At 59.5% G+C, this 19,733-nt stretch carries 15 protein-coding genes and 1 pseudogene; 8 read left to right on the forward strand and 8 right to left on the reverse strand.

Translation table 11 applies throughout. The annotated features are described in order from the left end of the window. Positions 1–113 precede the first annotated feature (113 nt). Together SS05631_RS24210 and SS05631_RS24215 are read left to right on the forward strand one after the other, a co-directional pair. On the forward strand, positions 114–1,442 hold the full coding sequence (locus tag SS05631_RS24210; RefSeq protein ID WP_037416827.1) for a lipopolysaccharide biosynthesis protein: 1,329 nt from the start codon (positions 114–116) through the stop codon (positions 1,440–1,442). A 48-nt stretch (positions 1,443–1,490) separates the two neighbouring features. Beyond that, on the forward strand, positions 1,491–2,327 hold the full coding sequence (locus SS05631_RS24215) for a sulfotransferase (RefSeq protein ID WP_037416824.1): 837 nt from the start codon (positions 1,491–1,493) through the stop codon (positions 2,325–2,327). Positions 2,328–2,346: 19 nt separating this feature from the next. On the opposite strand, the gene SS05631_RS24220 is transcribed toward SS05631_RS24215, so the two are convergent. From SS05631_RS24220 to SS05631_RS24245, 6 genes and pseudogenes are all read right to left on the reverse strand, one after another. Beyond that, a complete protein-coding gene (locus SS05631_RS24220; protein ID WP_037416821.1) occupies positions 2,347–3,240 on the reverse strand; it encodes a hypothetical protein in 894 nt (297 codons plus the stop codon). Positions 3,241–3,306: 66 nt separating this feature from the next. Further along, positions 3,307–4,722 carry a pectate lyase gene (locus SS05631_RS24225; RefSeq protein ID WP_172900196.1) on the reverse strand — a complete coding sequence of 472 codons (1,416 nt, stop codon included), beginning with the start codon at positions 4,720–4,722 and terminating at the stop codon, positions 3,307–3,309. A gap of 104 nt (positions 4,723–4,826) precedes the next feature. Then, positions 4,827–5,753, reverse strand: coding sequence for a sulfotransferase (locus tag SS05631_RS24230; RefSeq protein WP_037416980.1), 927 nt, complete (start codon positions 5,751–5,753; stop codon positions 4,827–4,829). 371 nt (positions 5,754–6,124) lie between these two features. Next, positions 6,125–7,429: an O-antigen ligase family protein gene (locus SS05631_RS24235; RefSeq protein ID WP_037416818.1), complete on the reverse strand. Its 1,305-nt coding sequence runs from the start codon at positions 7,427–7,429 to the stop codon at positions 6,125–6,127. Positions 7,430–7,441: 12 nt separating this feature from the next. Further along, entirely contained in the window at positions 7,442–8,641 is a 1,200-nt protein-coding gene (locus SS05631_RS24240; protein WP_037416815.1) for a glycosyltransferase family 4 protein, read from the reverse strand. A 141-nt stretch (positions 8,642–8,782) separates the two neighbouring features. After that, a pseudogene (locus tag SS05631_RS24245) lies at positions 8,783–10,784 on the reverse strand (Wzz/FepE/Etk N-terminal domain-containing protein). A 384-nt stretch (positions 10,785–11,168) separates the two neighbouring features. On the opposite strand from SS05631_RS24245, the gene SS05631_RS24255 reads away from it, so the two are divergent. The 3 genes from SS05631_RS24255 (at position 11,169) to SS05631_RS24265 (ending at position 14,623) form a co-directional block, all read left to right on the forward strand. Then, on the forward strand, positions 11,169–12,083 hold the full coding sequence (locus SS05631_RS24255; RefSeq protein ID WP_037416810.1) for a formyltransferase family protein: 915 nt from the start codon (positions 11,169–11,171) through the stop codon (positions 12,081–12,083). A 138-nt stretch (positions 12,084–12,221) separates the two neighbouring features. Further along, positions 12,222–13,982, forward strand: coding sequence for a sensor histidine kinase (locus SS05631_RS24260; protein ID WP_037416974.1), 1,761 nt, complete (start codon positions 12,222–12,224; stop codon positions 13,980–13,982). Continuing rightward, positions 13,943–14,623, forward strand: a complete 681-nt coding sequence (locus SS05631_RS24265; protein WP_037416807.1) for a response regulator transcription factor — start codon at positions 13,943–13,945, stop codon at positions 14,621–14,623. The genes SS05631_RS24260 and SS05631_RS24265 overlap by 40 nt, the downstream gene beginning before the upstream one ends. Before the next feature lie 3 nt (positions 14,624–14,626). Here SS05631_RS24265 and SS05631_RS24270 read toward each other — a convergent pair whose 3' ends face one another. Beyond that, positions 14,627–16,000 carry an SGNH/GDSL hydrolase family protein gene (locus SS05631_RS24270; protein ID WP_050988211.1) on the reverse strand — a complete coding sequence of 458 codons (1,374 nt, stop codon included), beginning with the start codon at positions 15,998–16,000 and terminating at the stop codon, positions 14,627–14,629. 434 nt (positions 16,001–16,434) lie between these two features. Between SS05631_RS24270 and SS05631_RS24275 the strand changes: the two genes are divergently transcribed. From SS05631_RS24275 to SS05631_RS24285, 3 genes are read left to right on the forward strand one after another with little or no spacing between them, the layout of a single operon-like run. Beyond that, positions 16,435–16,866, forward strand: a complete 432-nt coding sequence (locus tag SS05631_RS24275; protein WP_037416804.1) for a hypothetical protein — start codon at positions 16,435–16,437, stop codon at positions 16,864–16,866. Between the two features lie 57 nt (positions 16,867–16,923). Next, entirely contained in the window at positions 16,924–17,073 is a 150-nt protein-coding gene (locus SS05631_RS24280; RefSeq protein WP_082912469.1) for a DUF5989 family protein, read from the forward strand. 9 nt (positions 17,074–17,082) lie between these two features. Beyond that, entirely contained in the window at positions 17,083–18,915 is a 1,833-nt protein-coding gene (locus SS05631_RS24285) for a carbamoyltransferase (protein WP_037416801.1), read from the forward strand. Between the two features lie 7 nt (positions 18,916–18,922). Here the strand turns inward: SS05631_RS24285 and SS05631_RS24290 are convergent, their stop codons facing one another. Beyond that, the gene (locus tag SS05631_RS24290) at positions 18,923–19,414 is read right to left on the reverse strand and encodes a hypothetical protein (protein WP_037416798.1); all 492 of its coding nucleotides are present in this window, start codon (positions 19,412–19,414) and stop codon (positions 18,923–18,925) included. Positions 19,415–19,733: the final 319 nt, after the last annotated feature.

Here is a 19,733-nt window from a genome sequence, read left to right on the forward strand (position 1 = left end):
CTGCGGAGTCAGGCTCACTCCCGATAGATTTATGAGTGCATCGGCCCTGCGCCACGGGCGAAGGGCGGCGCGTTTTTCGACAGGGCGGCCTCGCTAGAGGCGGGAGGTCTCGTTTGGCGATACGAGAAGAGCTGGCCAAATATTTCAACCGCCTCCACAAGATGCTCGCTCGGGAAAAAGGACTGAAGGGTCGCCTGGGAAATATAAGGCACCTCCTTACGGGGAATGCGCTTACCTCCCTGCTCGGCCTTGTTGGATTCGCCTTGACGGCCAGGGCGCTTGGTCCGTCCGAGTATGGCGTCCTGGCGCTTTGCTTCACCTATACGGCCGCCATAGAGCGGCTCGTGAACTTCCAGTCCTGGCAACCACTGATCAAGTTCGGCGCCGAATCGAAGAGCGCGGAAACGCTTGCTTCGTTGTTCAAGTTCGGGCTTCTGCTCGATGTTTCTGCGGCTGCGACCGGATGCGTGATTGCCGTGGCGCTCGTGTGGGCCTTCGGGCCGTGGCTCGGGATCTCGTCCGAGATGTCCGGACTTGTCACGCTTTTTTGTGCCATTCTGCCGTTTCGCATCTCCGGCATGCCGCTGGCCGTGCTGCGCCTGTTCGGGAAGTTTCGAACAATCGCCTATGGCCAGGTCGCCTCGAGCGTTTTCCGCGCGGGATTGTGCGCAATCGGCTTTGCCTTCGGCGGTACCTTGCAGGACTTCGTGCTGATATGGATGGCGGCCCAAATCTTCGGCTCGCTGTCCGTTCTCTTCCTTTCGCTTGCGGAGTTGCGAAGACAGGGAATGCTGGCGAGCATGCTTAAGGCTCCTGTCCGCGGTATCAGCGCTCATTTTCCAGGCCTCTGGAAATTCGCGATCTCGACGAACCTGTCATTGACCCTGCGTTCGAGTGCCAACCAGCTCGACACGCTTCTCGTCGGCTACCTGGCCGACCCGACCGCGGCAGGTCTTTATCACATCGCCAAGCGCATTGGCCGAATGACCCTGCAGATCGGAGATCACGTGCAGGCGGTGCTCTATCCGGATCTGGCCCGGGCCTGGGCCGCGAGCGCAATCGAAGCGTTTCATCGGGCCGTCACACAGATGCGAGTGCTTCTTCTCGGCTTCGGAATATTGCTGGTCGGCGCCGTGTCTTTGACGATCGATCCGGTGCTGAGACTGGCTGTCGGTCCGGATTTCGAGGCGGCAGGGCCCTTGGTCATCGTTCAATCGATCGCGGCGACCATGACGCTCTATGGTACTATAACGCGCTCAGCGCTCCTTGCCATGGGGCGGGAGGACCGGGTTCTAAGCAGCGTGCTCGTCGCGACAATCGCGTTTCATGGCACCGCGTTGGCGCTGGTCCCGCGGATCGGCCCGATGGGCGCCAATTTGGCCCACATTGTCATGGCCGCCATCTGGCTCTGGATGATGGCAGTGGCGTATCGGCAGACATAGGCAAGATCGCCAGAAGCTTCTCTCGACAGCTGTGACGGAGGGAAATCCATGAAGCTGCACGATATCGATTTCCTGATTATCGGCGCCACCAAGAGCGCCACGACGTGGCTGCAGCAATCGCTGCAGCAGCACCCGCGCATCTACATGCCGGCTCCAGAGCTGCATTATTTCAGTCGCTACTATGACCGCGGAGACGAGTGGTATCTGTCGAACTTCGAAGGGCCCAAGGATCGACGCCTCGTCGGCGAAAAATCCAATTCCTATCTGGATACAGAGGGCGCAGCTGAGCGGATATGCCAGAAACTTCCAGGCGCGATGCTGATCGCCCAGTTGCGCAATCCGATCGAGCGGGCCTACTCGGACTACTGCATGCTATACCGCCGGGGCGAAGTCGGCCGCGACATCGCCACATATCTTGACCCGCGCATGGGTGCCGGCGGGCGCTTCCTGAACGGTGGTCTCTACTTCCAGCAATTGCGCGCCTATTTTGATCGGTTTCCGGCCGAGCAGATCCTCGTCGTTCTTTATGAGGACATGCGAATAGATGCGTCTGCACAGCTCGATCGCATTAGCAAGTTCATGAAGATGACGGACGACATGCCGCTCCAGCCGCTGGAGAAAAAGGTCAAGGACAAGGCGGAGCCGATGATCAACCCTACGCTGCGCCGTCTGCTGCGCCCGTTGAAGCCAATCGTCGCTCCTTTCAGGAACAATGCGGGATTCAAGAGACTGCGGTCGATCGCCGCTGCCGAAGTCGAGTATGCGCCGCTGACCCGAGAACTCAGGGAACGCATGGGCGACTTCTACGCCGCCGAAATAGAAAAGCTCGGCGCCATCGTCGGCAGGGATCTGAACGGGTGGCTGAAAAATGGGGGCGTTCACTAGTTCAGCTGGCCCGGCTACGCTACTGGCGCCCGATCGACAACGCTCCGATAGCCGTCGACGGTTGCGGCCCGCGAAAATCCAGCACGAGCCTTTCGATCTCCGACCCGCCGCCCACGCGCCCCAGTGCGGTAAATGATCCGTCCTCGTCTAGCTCAAACAGGGTGGCAGCGTTTTCCCCAGCGCGATTGGTGCGGGCGATCATGAGCAAGGCGCCAGGACCGTGGAGATAGGCTTGAATATTCTCAATTGCGACATGAAGCTGATCCGCAGAAAAGTAGCCCGTATTCAGAATATTGGCGGCGCGTATCATGTCGAACCGGCGGATAAAGCGTTCCGACTGACGCATTATGTCATTTTCAACGAACACGATCGCACCATTAGGCGGCAGCGACCGGGTAACCATTCGCACCGGCGTGCTCACACCCGCGCTTATGCGCGATCGCAGGCGTGCTTGTAGAATGCTGCGGCTAAGCATGAGCGGAATAAATGCAAGCGTCACGTAGTCCAGTCTTCGGATCCAGGGACGGATCGCGATACCCCTGAGGTCATATTGCAATGGCCAGCCCCCCGGATCGCAGAACACTCTGAACCACGGAAACAGTTCGACGATGTGGGCCTCGATGAAGAGATCGGTTGCCGTGATGCTGGCAGCACTGCCGCAATCACTCAGGAATCTGGCGAGTTCCACGGTTGTCAGCCCGGTCGAAACTCCGACGTCCAGAACCTCGCGAAGCGAGCCTGCCCGCTCCTGGACATGGGGGCGGAACGCGACCTCCAGCTCCTGAAAGCGCGACGGCTGGGTCAGCTTGAAGGTGCCGTTTCGCATCTTGAGCTTGGCAAAGAAGGCAGACTCCAAGACTGCATCGGTCGTATCCGCGCCCGATGAATAGAACTCGCTGGCACTCAGGTTCATGGCCCCCTCAACCCTGCTGCATGTCTTACCCCTAGATCGAAACGATTTAAGGACGTCTAAGGTAGCTCATTGCGGATCCGGCAGCGGCCGGAAATCGCCGTCTCCCGGATCGCCGGCCATGACGTGGAGAAACTCTTCGAGGTTCGACCACCCGTCACCATCCATGTCCTGCTGACCATCGTCGGCCTTTGCCGGATCCAGGCCGTATTTCACCTCCCAATCATCTGAAATGCCGTCCATGTCCCCGTCCTGGTATGGCGTTCCAGCATCAAGATCGGGCCATCCGCCGACCTCGCGCGGATCCGTTTTCAACAGGCGCCCGCTGCGACTTTTCACATCCTCGACAATGCGGCTGTCGGCCTCATCGCGCTCGGGCTTTGTGGCACCGGCATTCTCCAGAACTTCCTCGAAGGCGGCCATGGGCGCGGACGTCCGGATGGCCGGCGCCTCGAACGGCGCCTTCACAACAAAACGTCTTTGATCCTCAGCGAGAACCAAGCTGTCATCCTGGTCAGGCGCAGTTCGATACGGTTCGTCATAGTTGTCCTTTACATAGATCGAGTGCCCGAGGCCGCTTTCGGGGAAAAGATGCACCAGGTGGTCGTTGCGCAACTTTTGTCCTGCGATCTTATAATTGCCCACCACATTGGCCTGAATATGCGTCCATTCATCGCCAAAGCTCACGACGTATTGCCACTCTGGCGAGAAGAGAACATTATTCACGACATCCGCAACCGCGCCGGGAAGTTTCATCTTTATCTGCGGATTTCTGAACCTGCCGAACGCGAAGAGCGAGTGGTGCACCGAGACGTTGCCACCCTTAGTGAACAACATGTTGCGAGCACGATTGTTTTTCCCCGGCCCGCCTTTCAGCAGCGGCTCGCTGGCAATTCCCCATTGCCAGGTGAAATGGCTGGCGTCTTCCGAATCTACCGTCTCGTCCGATCCCCAGCTGGCGGAGATATGATCGAGCATGATGTCTCTTGCCGCCTCAGAGTACATTCCGAGACCGCCGGAACAACACGCCTTGCGCGCATGCGGCCCAGGTCGAAGGCGAATATGCCTGATGATCACGTCGTTGGTCCAAATTTCAATGGAAGGACGAATCTGTGTCTCACCGTTGCGAATGGCGATCCCGCCGCCCGGAGCAGTCTCCCCGGCAATCGTCAGGAACGGATTTCGAACCAACAGCGATTTCTCGCGCAGCGTGATCGTGCCGCCGGTGCGGAAGATGCAGACGCGCGGTCCAGACGCTTCTATGCACCCGCGCAGAGATCCTGGGCCCGACTCGTTCGTGTTGACGACATAGATGACCTTACCGCCGCGGCCTCCAACGGCACCGGCGCCGAAGCCTTCGGCCGTCGGAAAGGCACGCTGCCTGCCGTCCGGCAGCTTGGGTGAAAGAGGTTCCTGCACTGCCGTTGCAGCTTCGGCCTCCCGCACCGGCCCGACCTGCGATCCAAGGAGCAGCCCTGCCAACATCAGCTGAGCCGCGACAATGTCGGGGTGCCTCCAATGTCGGGACCTTCGCGAAACAGCTGAACGCGCAGCCAGCATAGGTTTTCCCTCGCTCCTGCAGGCGATGCTTAAAGATAGCCGTAGCGTCTGAGCATCCAGCCGCACAGCCGCTCGAACGAGAGCTGCTGGCCGGCCGGCATCCGCGCCCGCCAAGACTCGTCCCTCGTGAGTGCGACAGATCCATTCATGCGCAGCCGATTGCCCGCGACCTGGTGCCCTGGACCGACCGGCTCGCCATTCCGCAAAGAAGAACCGATTTGTTGGAGGTCGAGCTCCAGAAACGCCCCGATCTGCCGCATGATGCCGACGGGGTCGGAGACGAAATCCTCATACCTCACACGCAGCACTTTATCCGGGCCCAGTTTTCGCGAGAGATATTCGACCGCAAGATTGACTATGCTCCATCGCAGCGCCGTTCTAAGTACCGATTTTGGCCGGATCTCCTTCTGCAATCCCGAGTTCGCGTCGCGCGCATAGGGTTTCAGCAATGACCAGGCCACGCCGCGCCCGTCACGCACCATGTGGATGACCCGCATGTCAATTCCCGGTATCTGCGCAAGCGCCATCGCCCTTCCCGGCAATTTCGAAGAATCGACGATGACCTGCTTGCCGGAAGAGGTAAGCATCGCGTTCATCAGACGCTCCGTGTGCAGCGCATAGGCCGCAAATTGTTTGCCGAGACTGAGCCCGGAAAACATCCGTGCAAGCACGGGCAGACCCTCGAATTTTTCTTGAAGGCCGCAATACTCCGACATGAGCGTCGGGTCCGAGTTCGCCAGCCATTCCTGGCAAACGGTGCTCCAGAAACGGCAGTCCCGAATCCGATTGCCGCAGGCACAATATTCGTTGTGACGCCAAACATGCCGTGTGAGCGACGTTATCTCACCCGCCCCCAGCACGGCATCGTGCTGCCCCAACGCAATGTCGAGCAAGGTGGTCCCGCTGCGTCCGTAACCTGCGATGTAAGCAATGCGAGCGGGCTGCGAGGGCATCATCATAGCCTTTCATATGAGCGGCTGCTTGAACTTGCCTTCAATTATGCTTGCACGGATCGCGGACGTCCCACCAGCAGATGCGATCGACTACAATCTTCTAGCCGCGGACGTCAGCACGCGCCGACCAGTTATTTCAAATTCAGCGGGGGAATTGGCTGCTCTCGTTCACAAAACAAGTGAAACAAAGAATATATGATAATGCATGCACGCCTGATTAGCAACCCGGCCAGCTTTACTACCGCTCGGCCCTGAACGTACTTCCTCTCCAACTATTCGCCAACTATTTTTTCGACATAAAACCGCTACACATGAATAGATATGATGCGACGCGGTTAGCCGCCTGATTCCGTGAACGACAAAGCCCTCGGGCCTTAAGCTCCGCGCCTTCTAAATCTTTCGGTCTGGCGGAATTGCGCGAGGCCGAGTCCGCAGCACAAGAAAATAGGGATCGTCCAATACCGCGCGTACATATGCGGATTGAACAGGGCAATCGTCAGAAAAACCACAATGGTCGTCGTCATCGCTGCCAGCGCCCTCTTATCTCCTCCGCCCCTTTTGAGCGTCAATCCATGCAGCAGGAGGACGGCCGAAAACATGATCCAGCCCAGGAGCGCGAGCAGCCCGCCTTCGACCCAGAGGAGAAGATAGAGATTGTGAACGGGAGCGGTTTGTACACTTCTCTCCCGGAACTCGTCCGCTCCCAAACCCACAAAGGCAATCTGCTTATCGGATATCGTCTGGAGTGCTTCCTCGATCAGCGCGGCTCTCGAAACGAACGTTCCCGCTTCGGATATGTCGCCGGAGGAAAGCGCGCCCAAAACACGCGTCTGAAATGTCTTGGGCAACAGGTCCTTGCTTCCAAAGCCCGCCACAGCCGCAGCAAGTATGCCGCCGGCAAGCGCCAACCGTAGCAACAGCTTGGGCGTCGAAAGAAACGCCGTGAAGACGCCTAGACAAAGCAACGTTACGAACAGACCGCTATTCGAGCTGGTAAGTATCACCGTACCTATGAATATCGCTATTACCGGTAAGGCGACGTATGACTTGATCCGGCCGGTCGCCCACAAGAAGAGCGGAATTGGCAGCGTCAGGGCATTCATCGCCGCAGCCAAGTTCGGGTTGCGAAGGACTGTCGCCAAACGCCGTCCACCGGTAACGACGCCCTTTCCTTCTCCAGGCACATAGCCAACCGTGTAGAAGGTAATGATGCCGTGAATATCGATGAGAACCATGCTGACCAGGAAAATGGCCGCCAAACGATAGGCTACCCTGGGCTCATCTCGGATCAGAATGAACATCAGGAATACGTAGGCGAACAAATATTGCGCCGTCACGATCAGCCCTCGTTCGGGGCTGTCATGCAAGAGGCTGCCGACCATTAGCCCGACGAACAAGAGCGTGAACGCGATAAGCCAAAGCGGCGTTGCTTCGCCGAGCGGCTTGCTCCAGATCCGCCCGGTTATGAAAAGAAGAGAAAGACTGAGGCAGAAAAAGAAATCGCTGAGCGTAAAGAATAGCTCGGAAAACCGCAGTGTTGCATAGGGCGCCAGGAACACGCCCATATAGAGGAAGGCACGTTCGATTGCAGGCAAGGCCGGCGCGCGCAGGTGGGTATCGGAATGAACGTGAAGTGTCGTTGTTTTGCCTAGGTGTGACACTGTCGCCTCGCGCCGCATATCGCTGCCCCGTCACCGGCTATGGGCCTGCACTCGGTCGGCGCCCTTAATGCCGCCCGTGCGCAGCAGGTCTTCGTAGACCGCCGTGATTGCGTGCACGTGGCGCTCTATGCTGAAGCGGGCGCGTGCTTGGTTGCGCGCCGTTTCCACGATGTGCGCCAGATAGCCGGAGTCGCCGAACAGTTTTAGGCAAGCTCTTGCGAATTCGTCCGGATCCTCCGGGCGAACGAGCATGCCCGTTTCGCCGTCCTCTACGACCTCGGGATTGCCACCCGAATCTGCTGCAATGACCGGCGTTCCGAGCAGCATTGCTTCGACGAGCGTTCTTCCGAGCGGTTCGTTCACCGCCGTCACCAAAAGAGCATCCAGCCCCGCGATCCAAGGCTCGCCCGGATAGCGGAAACCCATGAAATGCACGCGGTCGCCGACCCCAAGGGCTTGCGCGCGCGATCTTGCGGCGTCGTCAAGCCCGTTCAGAGCGTTTCCCAGGAACAGCCCGGCAAACTCTAAACTCGGCTCCAGCCGCCGCAGGGCCGCGAGCACCTCGACGAAAAGGATTGGCCGCTTGCGATCGACCAGGGTTCCGACATATCCGAGGAGCCTTGTTTCCGGCGCGCACCCAATCGTGGCGATGATGTTTCTTCGACTGTCTTCCCGCTCGACCTCTTTCGCTTTCATGACGTCGAATGGACTATGAACGACGCTGCATTTGGCCGCCGCTGAAATAAATCCAGGGCGTGGCGAGGCAAATTTCGAAACGGCCACGAGACGGTTCGGAAGCCAGGGCGCGATGCGTCGCAAGCCGAAGGACGTCGCGTCGCCACGGTGGTGCCAGAGGTGCTTCGATCCCGCCAATCGAGCTGCGAGACCCCACATGAGATGTGCGCGACCGTCGTTGGTGTGCACGATTGCGACGTCCCTGCCCCGCAAATATCTGACAAGCGCCGGAAGAGTGCGGGCGACATTGAGCGCCGCCGTGCCGTTGCGCGCGCCGGCCCGCTCCAGGCGGTTCAAGACGGGCGCTGGTTCAAAGTCGATACCTTCGCGGCGAAACAGTTCCGCCACCGGCCCCTCGGTATCATGGAGGACAACGAGCGGCGCGAACAACGGTTTCGGAAGATTTCGTATCAGTCCGAGGGCGGACAGATGACTGCCGCCTATGAAATCCCCGATGAAAGGAAAGCACACGGTCCGCGGCCGCCCGTTGCTCATGTTGGATTCTCCGTTCTACAACAAACGCTGGAGCCGAGACCGACGGAAAGCTTGTGGGCCCGCCCTTTCAGACGATCTCCTCCGACAGACGAGCCTTGCTCGGTTTCAGCAAATACGAGCGCGGGCCCTCGGGTTGCCGAATTACACCATCTTCGACGGAGAATTGGGCGCGGCTCTCACCGAAAGGACCGACGAGGTATTCGTTTCCTTGATCGGGCGGTCGGCGATCGCACCATTTCCGCGGGACCGGCTCCTGATCCATCCACCCGCCGGAAAACGCCTCGAGGTTATCACGTAGCCTCCGTAGCGGTGGCGTCTATGAATGTCAGGATTGACTTGATTGATTGCCGTGCCGATCAGTGGCGCATGATTCATCCGAAGCTGGGAAACGGCCACCAACAATTGGTCCTCGGTTGTCTCGCCCCAGGACACCATCAGGATGACCCCGTCGACAAAGGGTGCGAGCCAAGTCGCATCGCCCGAGCTGAGGACGGGCGGGGCGTGAAGCACAATGAAAATCATACCCGCTCTGCCTGAGCGCCTGGATCAGTTCACATAGCTTGTCGGAGTCGATGAGTCTGAACGGCTCCGTCATTGCCAGCGTCGCGTCGAGATAACCTAGGCCCGGCAAGGTCGGAATCGTTTGCACGACATCGGCGAGGGTCGCTTCATTGTTGAGATAGCGCTCGAGGAGTTCGGGTGAGCGCCCCATGCTCTTCAAAAAGGGAATGCTGTGCTGATGGAAGTCCAGGTTCACGAAGGCGGTGGGGCGGCCGTCTGCGGCCGCCGCCGTTGCAATTCCCCACGCAGTCGATGCGTTTGCAATGTTGTGACGGCATGAGGTGACCATCACGACGCGATGCAGCTGCTTGGCTTCCGAGAAGCGGGACGCCATATAGATCGAACGCTCCGCTTCGGCCGATGTCACATTGCTCCAGTCCGGTATGCATGACGATCGCTTGGTGCCGTGCGACGAAAAATGTTTCGGGATTTTCGGCACATAGCCCAAGTTGGGAATTCTCAGGAGTTCGGCGGTGCGCTGGCCGCTGCGGATTCGCGTATCAGTCGCCTCGAACAGGAGGGCGAGCAAGAAGGCCAACAAGGTCGACCCGGCAAATGTCGCCGGAACAATGATGCTTGCCTTGGGAAAGGATGGTGAATTCGGGAGTTCCGCCGCCGATACGATCCGGGCGCTCGGCTTCAGCGATTCCGCCTCAAGGTCCAACAAGATGCGCCGAACCTCCTCTTCGATCATGCTGCGTACGCCCGCGATTTGCGAATCTGCATCGATCATCTGAGGGTGGTTCTTGCCGAACTTCGCCGCGATCTCCGCTTTGCTCTGCAGCAATCGGGCCTCTTCTGCCCGCAATGTGACCAGAAGCGGCTGCGTCATGCTTTGCCGGAGGAACCCGACCGCGCCACCCGTATTAATGGCCCGCTGCTTGTCGGCGATCCGCTCGTCCTGCTTGAATTCGAGCGAGGATTCGACGTACAGCTTGGCAATCGTATTGGCGATTTCCTGAGCGAGCCTGGGACTGGGATTCGATACGGTAATTCTTACCGCAAGGCTCTCTCCGGTCCGGCTGACATTGAGCTGGGGCAGCAGTGTCGAGATTGCGCGGTCCCGTTGAGCTTTCAGATCCGGCAGAGTTCTGACCGGATCGGGCGACTGATCGATTCCGATTATTCCCTGTAAGTACGCAAGAAGTCCGCCACCGATGTTTTGCGGTTGTTTGGCCTGGCGAGCATAGGGGTTGAAGCTGGGATTGTTGATGAGCTCCAATCTGTCGACCACGCGGCCGGCAAATTGTCTGGACTGCAAGACATCCATCTCGGTTTCTGCTGCAGAGCGATCACGGTCGACGGTCGTCAAAGAAGCGTCAGTAGCAAACGGTCGAACGTCTTTCCGCTCGAGCACGACTTCAGAACTGGCCGTGTAGGTTTTTGGCAGCGTGAATGATGCGATCGCAGAGAGCAAAGTGCACCCGACGATCACTGTCGCAAGGAGCCGCATGCGCCGTTTGACGAGCGCCCAAGCATCTAGCAGACCTACCGAATTCCCATTGCGCTGAACGGCAAGCTCAACGCTTTCTCGGTAGTGGGAGCGAGCAGAGAGGCTGCCATTAGAAACGAACGTCGTCATGGAAACCATCTTAAGCAACAATTTTCGCTATCGTTCTAGATTAGTGAAATGTTTAGTAGGGCGCAATAATTTAGTTCGCCCCATCGCCACCTGTAGTTTCGGAAGCTACGTATATCTTATTCAATCGCTTCATCTTTTAGCCATTTCTTGGCGCGAATACGGCGGGTCACCAATTCTGAAACGCCGCTTCATCCGAGGGCAAGGGCGGCCGCCTTCTCCTTTTGCGGCGCAAATCCAAGGTGCTGTCGCGGCGGACTTGTCTGATTCCTGCACTGGACATCATGGTCGTCCTTGGAGTTCAATGCGGCCAGCATAGCATCACATCGTTCGTTGCCGCCGGGAAATGACATCCCGCGCTCGTCGATAGTCGGCGGTTGTTGGATCATGCGTATCGTTTTCGTCGGTGCCGTGGAGAGCTCCGTAATCGCTCTCGAAGCGCTCATAAGGATGGGGCGCGCTCCTACGCTCGTTGTCACCCTGCCGCCTGAGCTGGCCGGGCGCCACTCCGATTTTGCCGATTTGGGGGCCATGGGGCGCGCCGCCGGTTGCGCCGTTCGCTACGCGTCGGATATCAATCAGCCGGACGTGCTGGAGGCGATGGCGGCGGTCGAGCCCGACCTCACCTTCGTCATCGGCTGGTCGCAGGTCTGCAGGCAGGCCTTTCGAGATGTCGCGCGCCTGGGTACGATCGGGTTCCATCCTGCCGCCTTGCCGCGTCTGCGCGGTCGCGCGGTCATTCCCTGGACGATATTGCGCGGCGAGGAAGTGACCGGATCAACGCTGTTCTGGCTGGATGAAGGCATCGATTCCGGCCCGATCTTGCTTCAGCGGCTGTTCGCCGTCGCGGCCGACGAAACCGCTCGCAACCTCTATGCAAAGCACACAACGAATTTGCGCGAGATGGTGGTCGAGGCGATCGCGCTCGTCGAGACGGATAATCCCCCACGTAGAGAGCAGGATCATGACCAGGCTAGCTATTGTGCGAAGCGAAGCGCCGAGGACGGCCTGATCGACTGGAATGCGTCCGCCGTCTCCGTGCTCCGGCTGATCCGTGCAGTCGGCGCCCCCTACCCCGGTGCATTTTCCTTTTACAGCGGCGAGCGGGTCCGTATCGACGCAGCCGTGGAGTTCGAGAACGCCGGCCGTTACATCGGTTTGGTCGGACAGGTTCAATGCCATTCAAAACGCGGATTCGTCGTTCTATGCGGCGACGGCGCGTGCATCGAGGTGGTGGCCTGGGCCTCCCCGACTGGCAGGCGCCCGGCGGTACACGGCAGATTCCGTCCACATGCGCCTTAGGACTAGCCGAGGCGGCCTTCGTCTCCAGAGCCGGAAAGTCGGCAACGAATCTGGTCTTTGGAAATGCAATTCGACATAATCCCCTCTGGCCTGCCGAAAGACCGGGGTTGATTGCCTGCCTGAAGAGAGGACTTGGCGGTGAAGTACTGGGCCTCCGCGATTTCCACAGTGCGGGCCGAAAACGGGTTGGCCCCGGCGACCAATCGACAGACTTGGATCAATACATTCCGGGCTCGCTCGGACGCGGTCATCGCCATCGCTCGCATCGTCCTGGCGATCGGCAGCCTGTGGATTACATGGCTCGATGCCGCCATCTGGCCCGCGCGCTCGCAACTCGTTTTCTGGCTGCTCGTCGCTTATCTCGCTTACGCCATCGCTGCAGCCCATTTCGTTTGGAAGGCCCAGGTCCATAGGGTCCGCGGGACCCTCGTGCGGCATATCATCGACGTCGCCACTTTGGTTGCCCTGGCGCTGCTTACCGGCCGGGTGTCTGGCCCGGTCTTCATGCTCATGCCGTTCGTCCAGCTGACAGCGACGCTGCACTGGCTCTGGCGCGGTGCCTTGTGGACCGGTTTCATCGGCGTCGCGATCCTCGCATATCTGGCGCTTTCGAATACCGTCTGGCCCTTCAACTCGGACGTCGACGCGGCAGTCGCGCTGTCGTTCATACTCTTCCTGCTGACGGCAACGGTTCTTCTCACATGGCTCGGGACTCATCAGGAGGCGGTGCGCTCCGAGTTGTTGCGGCTCGTCGAGCGGACGCCCGGCGCGCCCGACGGGCGCGATTGGCCGGCCGAGGCGGCGCTGGATTATGCCGCGCAGGTGATGCGCGTCGGCCGCGCACTACTGATCTGGAGTGACGGCGACGAACCCTGGACCCATCTTGCCACATGGGAGAACGGCGCATGCGAGGTGAGGCATTTGTCGCCGACCGCCTATCTGCCGTGGACACCCGAAGCGCTGGAGCATGCAAGTCTTCTGATCATCGACGCAAAGCGATCGCGAGCCCTCATTCACCGCGGCGAGGGACGTTTCGATCGATGGCGCGGAGACGAGTTGCCGGCGTCCCCCGCCCTCGTCGCCGAATTCTCGATCACTTCGGCGATTTCGGTGCAGTTCCACGCGAGCGACGTCGAGGCGCGCCTGTTTCTCCTCGATCCCCCTGCCCCGACACTTGACGACGTTGCCATGGCGGAAATTGTCGCCGACCGGCTGAAGACGCTTTTCGAGCAAGCAATTTTGCTGCGCCGTCTCAGCGACGCAGCCGCCCTTGAGGAACGCATCAAGATCGGACGGGATATACACGATGGGGTGCTGCAAACCCTGGCGGGCATGGCCTTGCAGCTGCAAAGCCTGCGCTCGTCGACGGCCGAGCCAGAGGAGATCGACAGGCGTCTGATGGCCTTGCAAGCCATGCTATACGACGAACAAAGAGAGCTCCGCGCTCTCATTCGCGCGCTCGAACCGGGATCCGATCACGGCGGCGCGAAGGACTCGCCGCTGGTGGCGCGATTGGAGGCACTGGCCAAACGCTTGCGGCGGCAATGGTCGATCGACTTTCGCTTCCTTCTGGAACCCGAAGACCTCCGCTTGCCGTCATCGATCATCGACGAACTGATGCGGATGATTGCAGAGGCGACGGCCAATGCGGCACGTCATGGGCATGCAAGAACGCTCGAGGCCCGGCTCCGGCTCGACGGCGGGGCCGTGGTCCTCACCGTGGACGATGACGGAACGGGCTTCGGCTTTGACCGGCGCCTCGAGCATGCGGAGCTGGAGAGCAGCAAGGTCGGTCCGCGGAGCCTTCGAGAGCGCGTGGCGACCTGGGGAGGAGAACTCTCGATCGACAGGGTGGAGCAATGGACTCGGATAACCATCAAGATACCGGCCCATCCGTGAGCCCGCGTATCGTGGTCGTCGACGACCACCTGATCGTCCTGGACGGGTTGCGCCGCTTGATCGACGCCGAGCCCGGCTGGCAAGTGGTTGCAACATGCAAAACGGCTGCCGAGGCGCTCGAGGTCGTCTCGACCCGGCCGGTCGACCTGGTCGTCGCCGATCTGCGAATGCCCGAAATCGACGGCCTCGACCTTATTCGCCGCCTGCACGGCGATCGGCCGGAACTCGCCTGCGTCCTTCTGACCGCCGATATCGGCGATCAGGAACTTGCCGAGGCGATGAGAATTGGTGTGCGCGGCATCGTTCTCAAGGAACAGGCGCCAAGTGCGCTTGTCGAGTGCATTCGGGCGGTGATGGCCGGCCGAACCTCTGTCGTGGATCAAGGTTTGACTGCGGAGATCGATCGAATTCGTGAACGCGACATCGAACGCCGCGCGGTCATGCAGAAGTTGACCCCGCGTGAACTCGAGATTTCCCGCCTTGCGGCAGCAGGTTTGCGCAGCCGCGAAATAGCCCTGCGGCTTGGAATAGCACCCGGCACCGTCAAGCTTCACCTTCATAGCGTCTACAGCAAGCTCAACATCACGACCCGCGTGGAGCTCGCCAATATTTCTCAGCGGCTGCAGCTAGGTTCGAATTGATCATCACGGGGTCGCCATCGGAGGCAGGCATGCTTCGCCGCAAGGTCGTTTGATCGCTGCGGTGATTGGAAGGCCAGTCTCCTTCACCGCGATGGAGCGGAGGATTTCCTTCGCAACGAATTTGGCCCCGGCACGACTGAAATGAGCATCGGGCGCATACAGAAGAATAGGGTCGGGCTGGGCGCGTATGGCCTCGTGAAGATCAAGCACGGGAATCCCCTCTGCCGCGGCAGCATCGAGTACCCTCCTCCGCAGCGGATCGAAGGGGCGATCCGATGAGAACGGCCCGATGAACCTGTCCATCCTCGGCACGTAGACCAATGTGAAAGTGCCGCCCCAGCCCTTGGCCAGTTCTTTCGCGCGGTGCAATATCTTTCTGAACTCCGGCCTGTCGCCGGCAATCTTCGGATAAACCAACCCCAGCCGTGCGAGAGTTTGCTGCAGGGCGACGAAATTGCGCAGCAAGGATGTTCTCGTGAGCAGGTCGACACTCGTCACCGGGGCATTTTTTCGCTCCGCCAGAATGCTGCGAGCCTCGCGCATGGTCGCTTGCGCCGTCGACTGCAAACCGAAGTTCGCATCCGGCGAAAGCGCTTGTCGAAGCCAGGGCACTGCGAGTTCCCGCTCCAGATTCTCCCAGTCGTTGCCTTCAACAAAAACCATCATCACGTGGCGGGGACGCAAAAGCTCACCGAAACGACCGAGCATTGCGAGTTCGACCAGGGGACCATTTCCGCGAATGCCTATGCTCGCTGTGGTAGCGCCGCCCGCGCGCACGCTCGATGCGAGGTCCTCGCCCGGAGGCAGGCAGAAGCCTTCGACGAACGAGTCTCCGAGGAGCATCAAATCCAGCCGGCGACTATACACATCGTCGGGATTGTTGAAGCCGTACCGGTCCGCCGTATAGCTGACAATGCCGTCCTTTGACGTGCACAGCACCACCTGGGTCGCCGGAAAACCCGACAGCAGCGCCTCGGGTAGCTCGTCGGTACCCGAAAGCCGGTTCAGGCTCCGAAGCGTGAAACCGGGCACGATGTTCTTGTTGCGCCTGAGCGTTTCAGCCTGCGCCTCGCTGAGCTGGCCGAGCATTTCCAACCGGACTGAGACCACCGAGACCGTGTGCATCGCCTCGAAGAGGAAGAGGCCGAGCAGCATGCTCGAGGCACAGATGCCGACAAGTACGGAAATGCGCGGCTTCGCAAGCAAGCCGATGGCGATCACCGCGGCTCCCAGCACGCCCGGGATCAGCACGTAGCGGATGAAATGCGGGGGTTCAGCTGCGAAAAGCTGGTAATGCAGTAGAGCGTAGACTGGGCTTAACAACAGATACAGGCCAGGAACGGCGCATGCCACAAGCCCGAGATGCCGCTTCGTCATGACATCTTTTCCTCTCTGACGAGCCGTCCAGCAAGTCGTGCCTTTGCAGACCGCCTTGTTCAGGCGGCCGATCCCGACTTGTCTGTTCTGACAGCTTTGGCAGATAAGAATCGTATCTCTTGCACTTGAACTCACACAAATGAATTCAAAATAGGAATTTGATACGAAAGCATTTTTGTGCGGCGGAATATACGGCGTTTTGCCGATAGAGTCTCCCCCCAAAAAGTGGCCTGGCGCAGCAAGTTTGATCAATGCCGCTGTACCGCTTGGTCCCGACCAGGCGTCGCCTGCTCTCTATATCCAATGGTATATTGACCGGATCGGTCGCCGCTTGTTCTATACGATGCGTCCTATATTATTCCTCAATGCAGGCGATTGCATTTCGAGCAGTATCCTATTTTAGAGATTAGCACTGGCCGCTGAGGGCGTTCCCGATGAACCAGGCGCACGAGTCTTTTTCCGAGCATGCCTTGGAGGGGCCGTCGAACCGCAGCTTCGGCTACACGGTCGGTGGCATCCTCCTCGCTTTTGTTCTCGCGCGGTGGTTTATCAGCGGCGGGCTCACTCCGATCACCACGGGGCTTGCGGCCATCGGCTGTGTTCTCGTCCTGTTGGCGTTTGCCTCTCCCGACTGGCTCGCCTTGCCGAACCGACTGTGGATGAAACTCGGCCTGTTGCTGTTCAAAATCGTCAATCCCGTGGTGATGCTTCTGATCTATGCGGTAGCCTTCGTTCCGATCGGGGTCTTCTTGAGGCTGCGCGGCTACGATCCGCTCGTCGCCGCGTTCGACAAAGGTGCGCACACGTACTGGAATGAGCGGCAACCGCATGAACCGGACCCGACGACGATGCGCAATCAGTTCTGACGCAGGCGGTTGTAAAGCGACAAGAGCGTTGTCGGTTGATGAGTGGAGGAAATGGATATGGAACTGATCCGTGAACTCTGGGCCTATATGGGCGTCCGCAAGAAGTTCTGGCTCCTACCTATCTTCATCATACTCGGAGTGTTTGGCGGATTGGTTGTGCTGACGCAGGGTACCGCGGTGGCGCCGTTCATCTACACCCTGTTCTGAGCCGACGCCATGCGCATTCTCGGTATCTCGGCATTCTACCACGACAGCGCGGCTGCGATGATCGAGGATGGTCTGATCGTCGCTGCCGCGCAGGAGGAGCGGTTCACGCGCAAGAAGCACGACGCCGGATTTCCGGCAAATGCGGTGGCCTATTGCCTGGCTGCGGCCGAATGCGACATGGCGGACGTCGATCACGTCGTCTTCTACGACAAGCCATTCCTGAAATTCGAGCGGTTGCTGGAAACCTATCTTGCCACTAGTCCGCGCGGTTTCCGTTCCTTCAGGATGGCGATGCCGCTGTGGATCAAGGAAAAGCTGTTTCAGAAGAACCTGTTGCGCAGGCAATTGGGGAAGCTTTCCGGATCAAAGGAATGGTCAGGTTCGCTCCTGTTCACGGAGCATCATCTGGCGCATGCGGCAAGCGCCTTCTTTCCGTCGCCCTTCAAGAGCGCCGCGGTGCTGACGATGGATGGAGTTGGCGAGTGGTGCACCACGTCGCTCGGCCATGGCCGGGACAAGGATCTCGAGATACTGAAGGAGATACGCTTTCCGCACTCCCTCGGGCTGCTCTATTCCGCCTTTACCTACTACACCGGATTCAAGGTCAATTCCGGAGAATATAAGGTGATGGGCTTGGCGCCCTATGGCCGTCCGCTATTCGCGCAGAAAATACTCGATAACCTGATCGACCTGAAGGAGGACGGCTCGTTTCGGCTCGACCAGCGCTATTTCGACTACTGCACCGGTCTCACCATGACATCCTCCGCCTTTCATCGTCTGTTCGGCGCCGAGCCGCGAAAGCCGGAGTCGCCGCTGACCCAGCGCGAGATGGATCTCGCCGCTTCGATACAGGCCGTCACCGAGGAAGTCGTTCTGAAACTTGCGGGTTATGCCCGGCGGGAAACCGGCGAGCGTCACCTATGTCTTGCCGGCGGGGTTGCCTTGAATTGCGTCGCAAACGGCAAGCTTCTTCGAAAGCGGATCTTCGACGACATCTGGATCCAGCCGGCGGCCGGCGATGCGGGCGGCGCGGTGGGTGCGGCGCTGGCCGCATGGCACGGCTATCTCGGACACGGCCGCACTCCCGACGGGCGGGACCGCATGGCCGGCGCCTATCTCGGTCCCGCCTTCGACCAACGCGACATAGAGAAGCGTCTGACGGCCGTGGGCGCCGTCTATACCGTCCTCGACGACGACCAGGTGATCGCGCGCACCGTCGACTCTTTGGTCGACGAGAAGGCGGTGGGATGGATGCAGGGACGGATGGAATTCGGACCGCGGGCGCTCGGTGCAAGGTCGATCCTGGGTGATCCGCGCTCGCCGACGATGCAAAAGACCCTCAACCTCAAGGTCAAATACCGCGAAAGCTTCCGTCCCTTTGCCCCTTCTGTCCGCCGCGAGGACGTGGCGGAGTGGTTCGACATCGATGCCGACAGTCCTTACATGCTGCTCGTCGCCGATGTGCTCGGCGGGCGGCGATTGCCCCTCGCTCCCGACGAGGCTGCATTGTTCGGCATAGACCGCCTCAACGTTCCACGATCTAATATCCCGGCGGTGACGCATGTCGATTATTCCGCCCGGGTGCAGACGGTGCATCAGGATACCAATCCACGGTACTGGGAACTGCTGAGCGCATTCAAGGAGCGGACAGGCTGCCCTGTCCTCGTCAATACCAGCTTCAATGTCCGCGGCGAGCCGATCGTCTGCACCCCGGAGGACGCATTCCACTGCTTCATGGGTACCGAGATCGAATGTCTCGTCGTCGGCAACTGCTTTCTGCTAAAGGAGGATCAGCCGTCGCACCTGCGGCAGGACTACAAAGAGCATTTCGAACTCGACTAGAATCGGTTCAGATGGCGATCTTGGTCGGATGCCTGCTCGACGTGTGCGACGCACCCCAGCGGATGTAATGGATGGCCGGGATCGGCATGAGAAGATGGGGCCTGGCGATCTTTGGCGCGCGGACGTCTCTTTCGGACTGGAGCGTGCGACTTTCCAGTCTCGGAATGGCGGTCGCGACGGACCGGATCAGGGTCGGTGCAATGCCGTAATGCGCCGTCAGACGACGGAAAATGCCGGTCGCAGCATAAATCTCGTCGGCGCCTCGTACAGCCTCGCAAACGCGTGCCTTGTCGTTGAGGCTGACATAAAGCACGCCAGGGATCGACAAAGGCAGCGTCGTCACGATCGGGTCCAGAACCAGATTGATCGCTTGGGGGGTGACGCCATTCAGAACATAGACCACAACACCGGCCTGGCTTGCCCAGTAACCGGCCACGATAAGTTCAGCAGGCAGCCGCCCGCGAGACTCCACAATCTCGATAACGCTTCGTGCTTGCATGTTTCCGCCCACCTCGGTGAAAAAAGAGGGGCTGACGCCATGACCATTATGGCAATGCGCCGGATGGCGCCTGATCGATTACACTTTCATCGAAAGCTTATGTCTAAACCTCAAGTACGGCGTAGAAGACTAACTTCTTCATCCGGGTTACGCCATATGCCTTTAGATATACTCTTGCCGAGCGTCACACCTTTCTCGTGAGATACGGATCGGCCACGACCCGATCGCCGCAGGTGGCGAATTCATCTCCCGGGACCTCGATTTCCTGACCCGCCCTGGTGGCGTTTGCATGCCAGGGCGCCTGACCGCCCAGCAGCCA

Origin of the sequence: Sinorhizobium sp. CCBAU 05631 (genome assembly GCF_002288505.1) — a bacterium.
In the GTDB taxonomy this organism is placed as follows: domain Bacteria; phylum Pseudomonadota; class Alphaproteobacteria; order Rhizobiales; family Rhizobiaceae; genus Sinorhizobium; species Sinorhizobium fredii_C.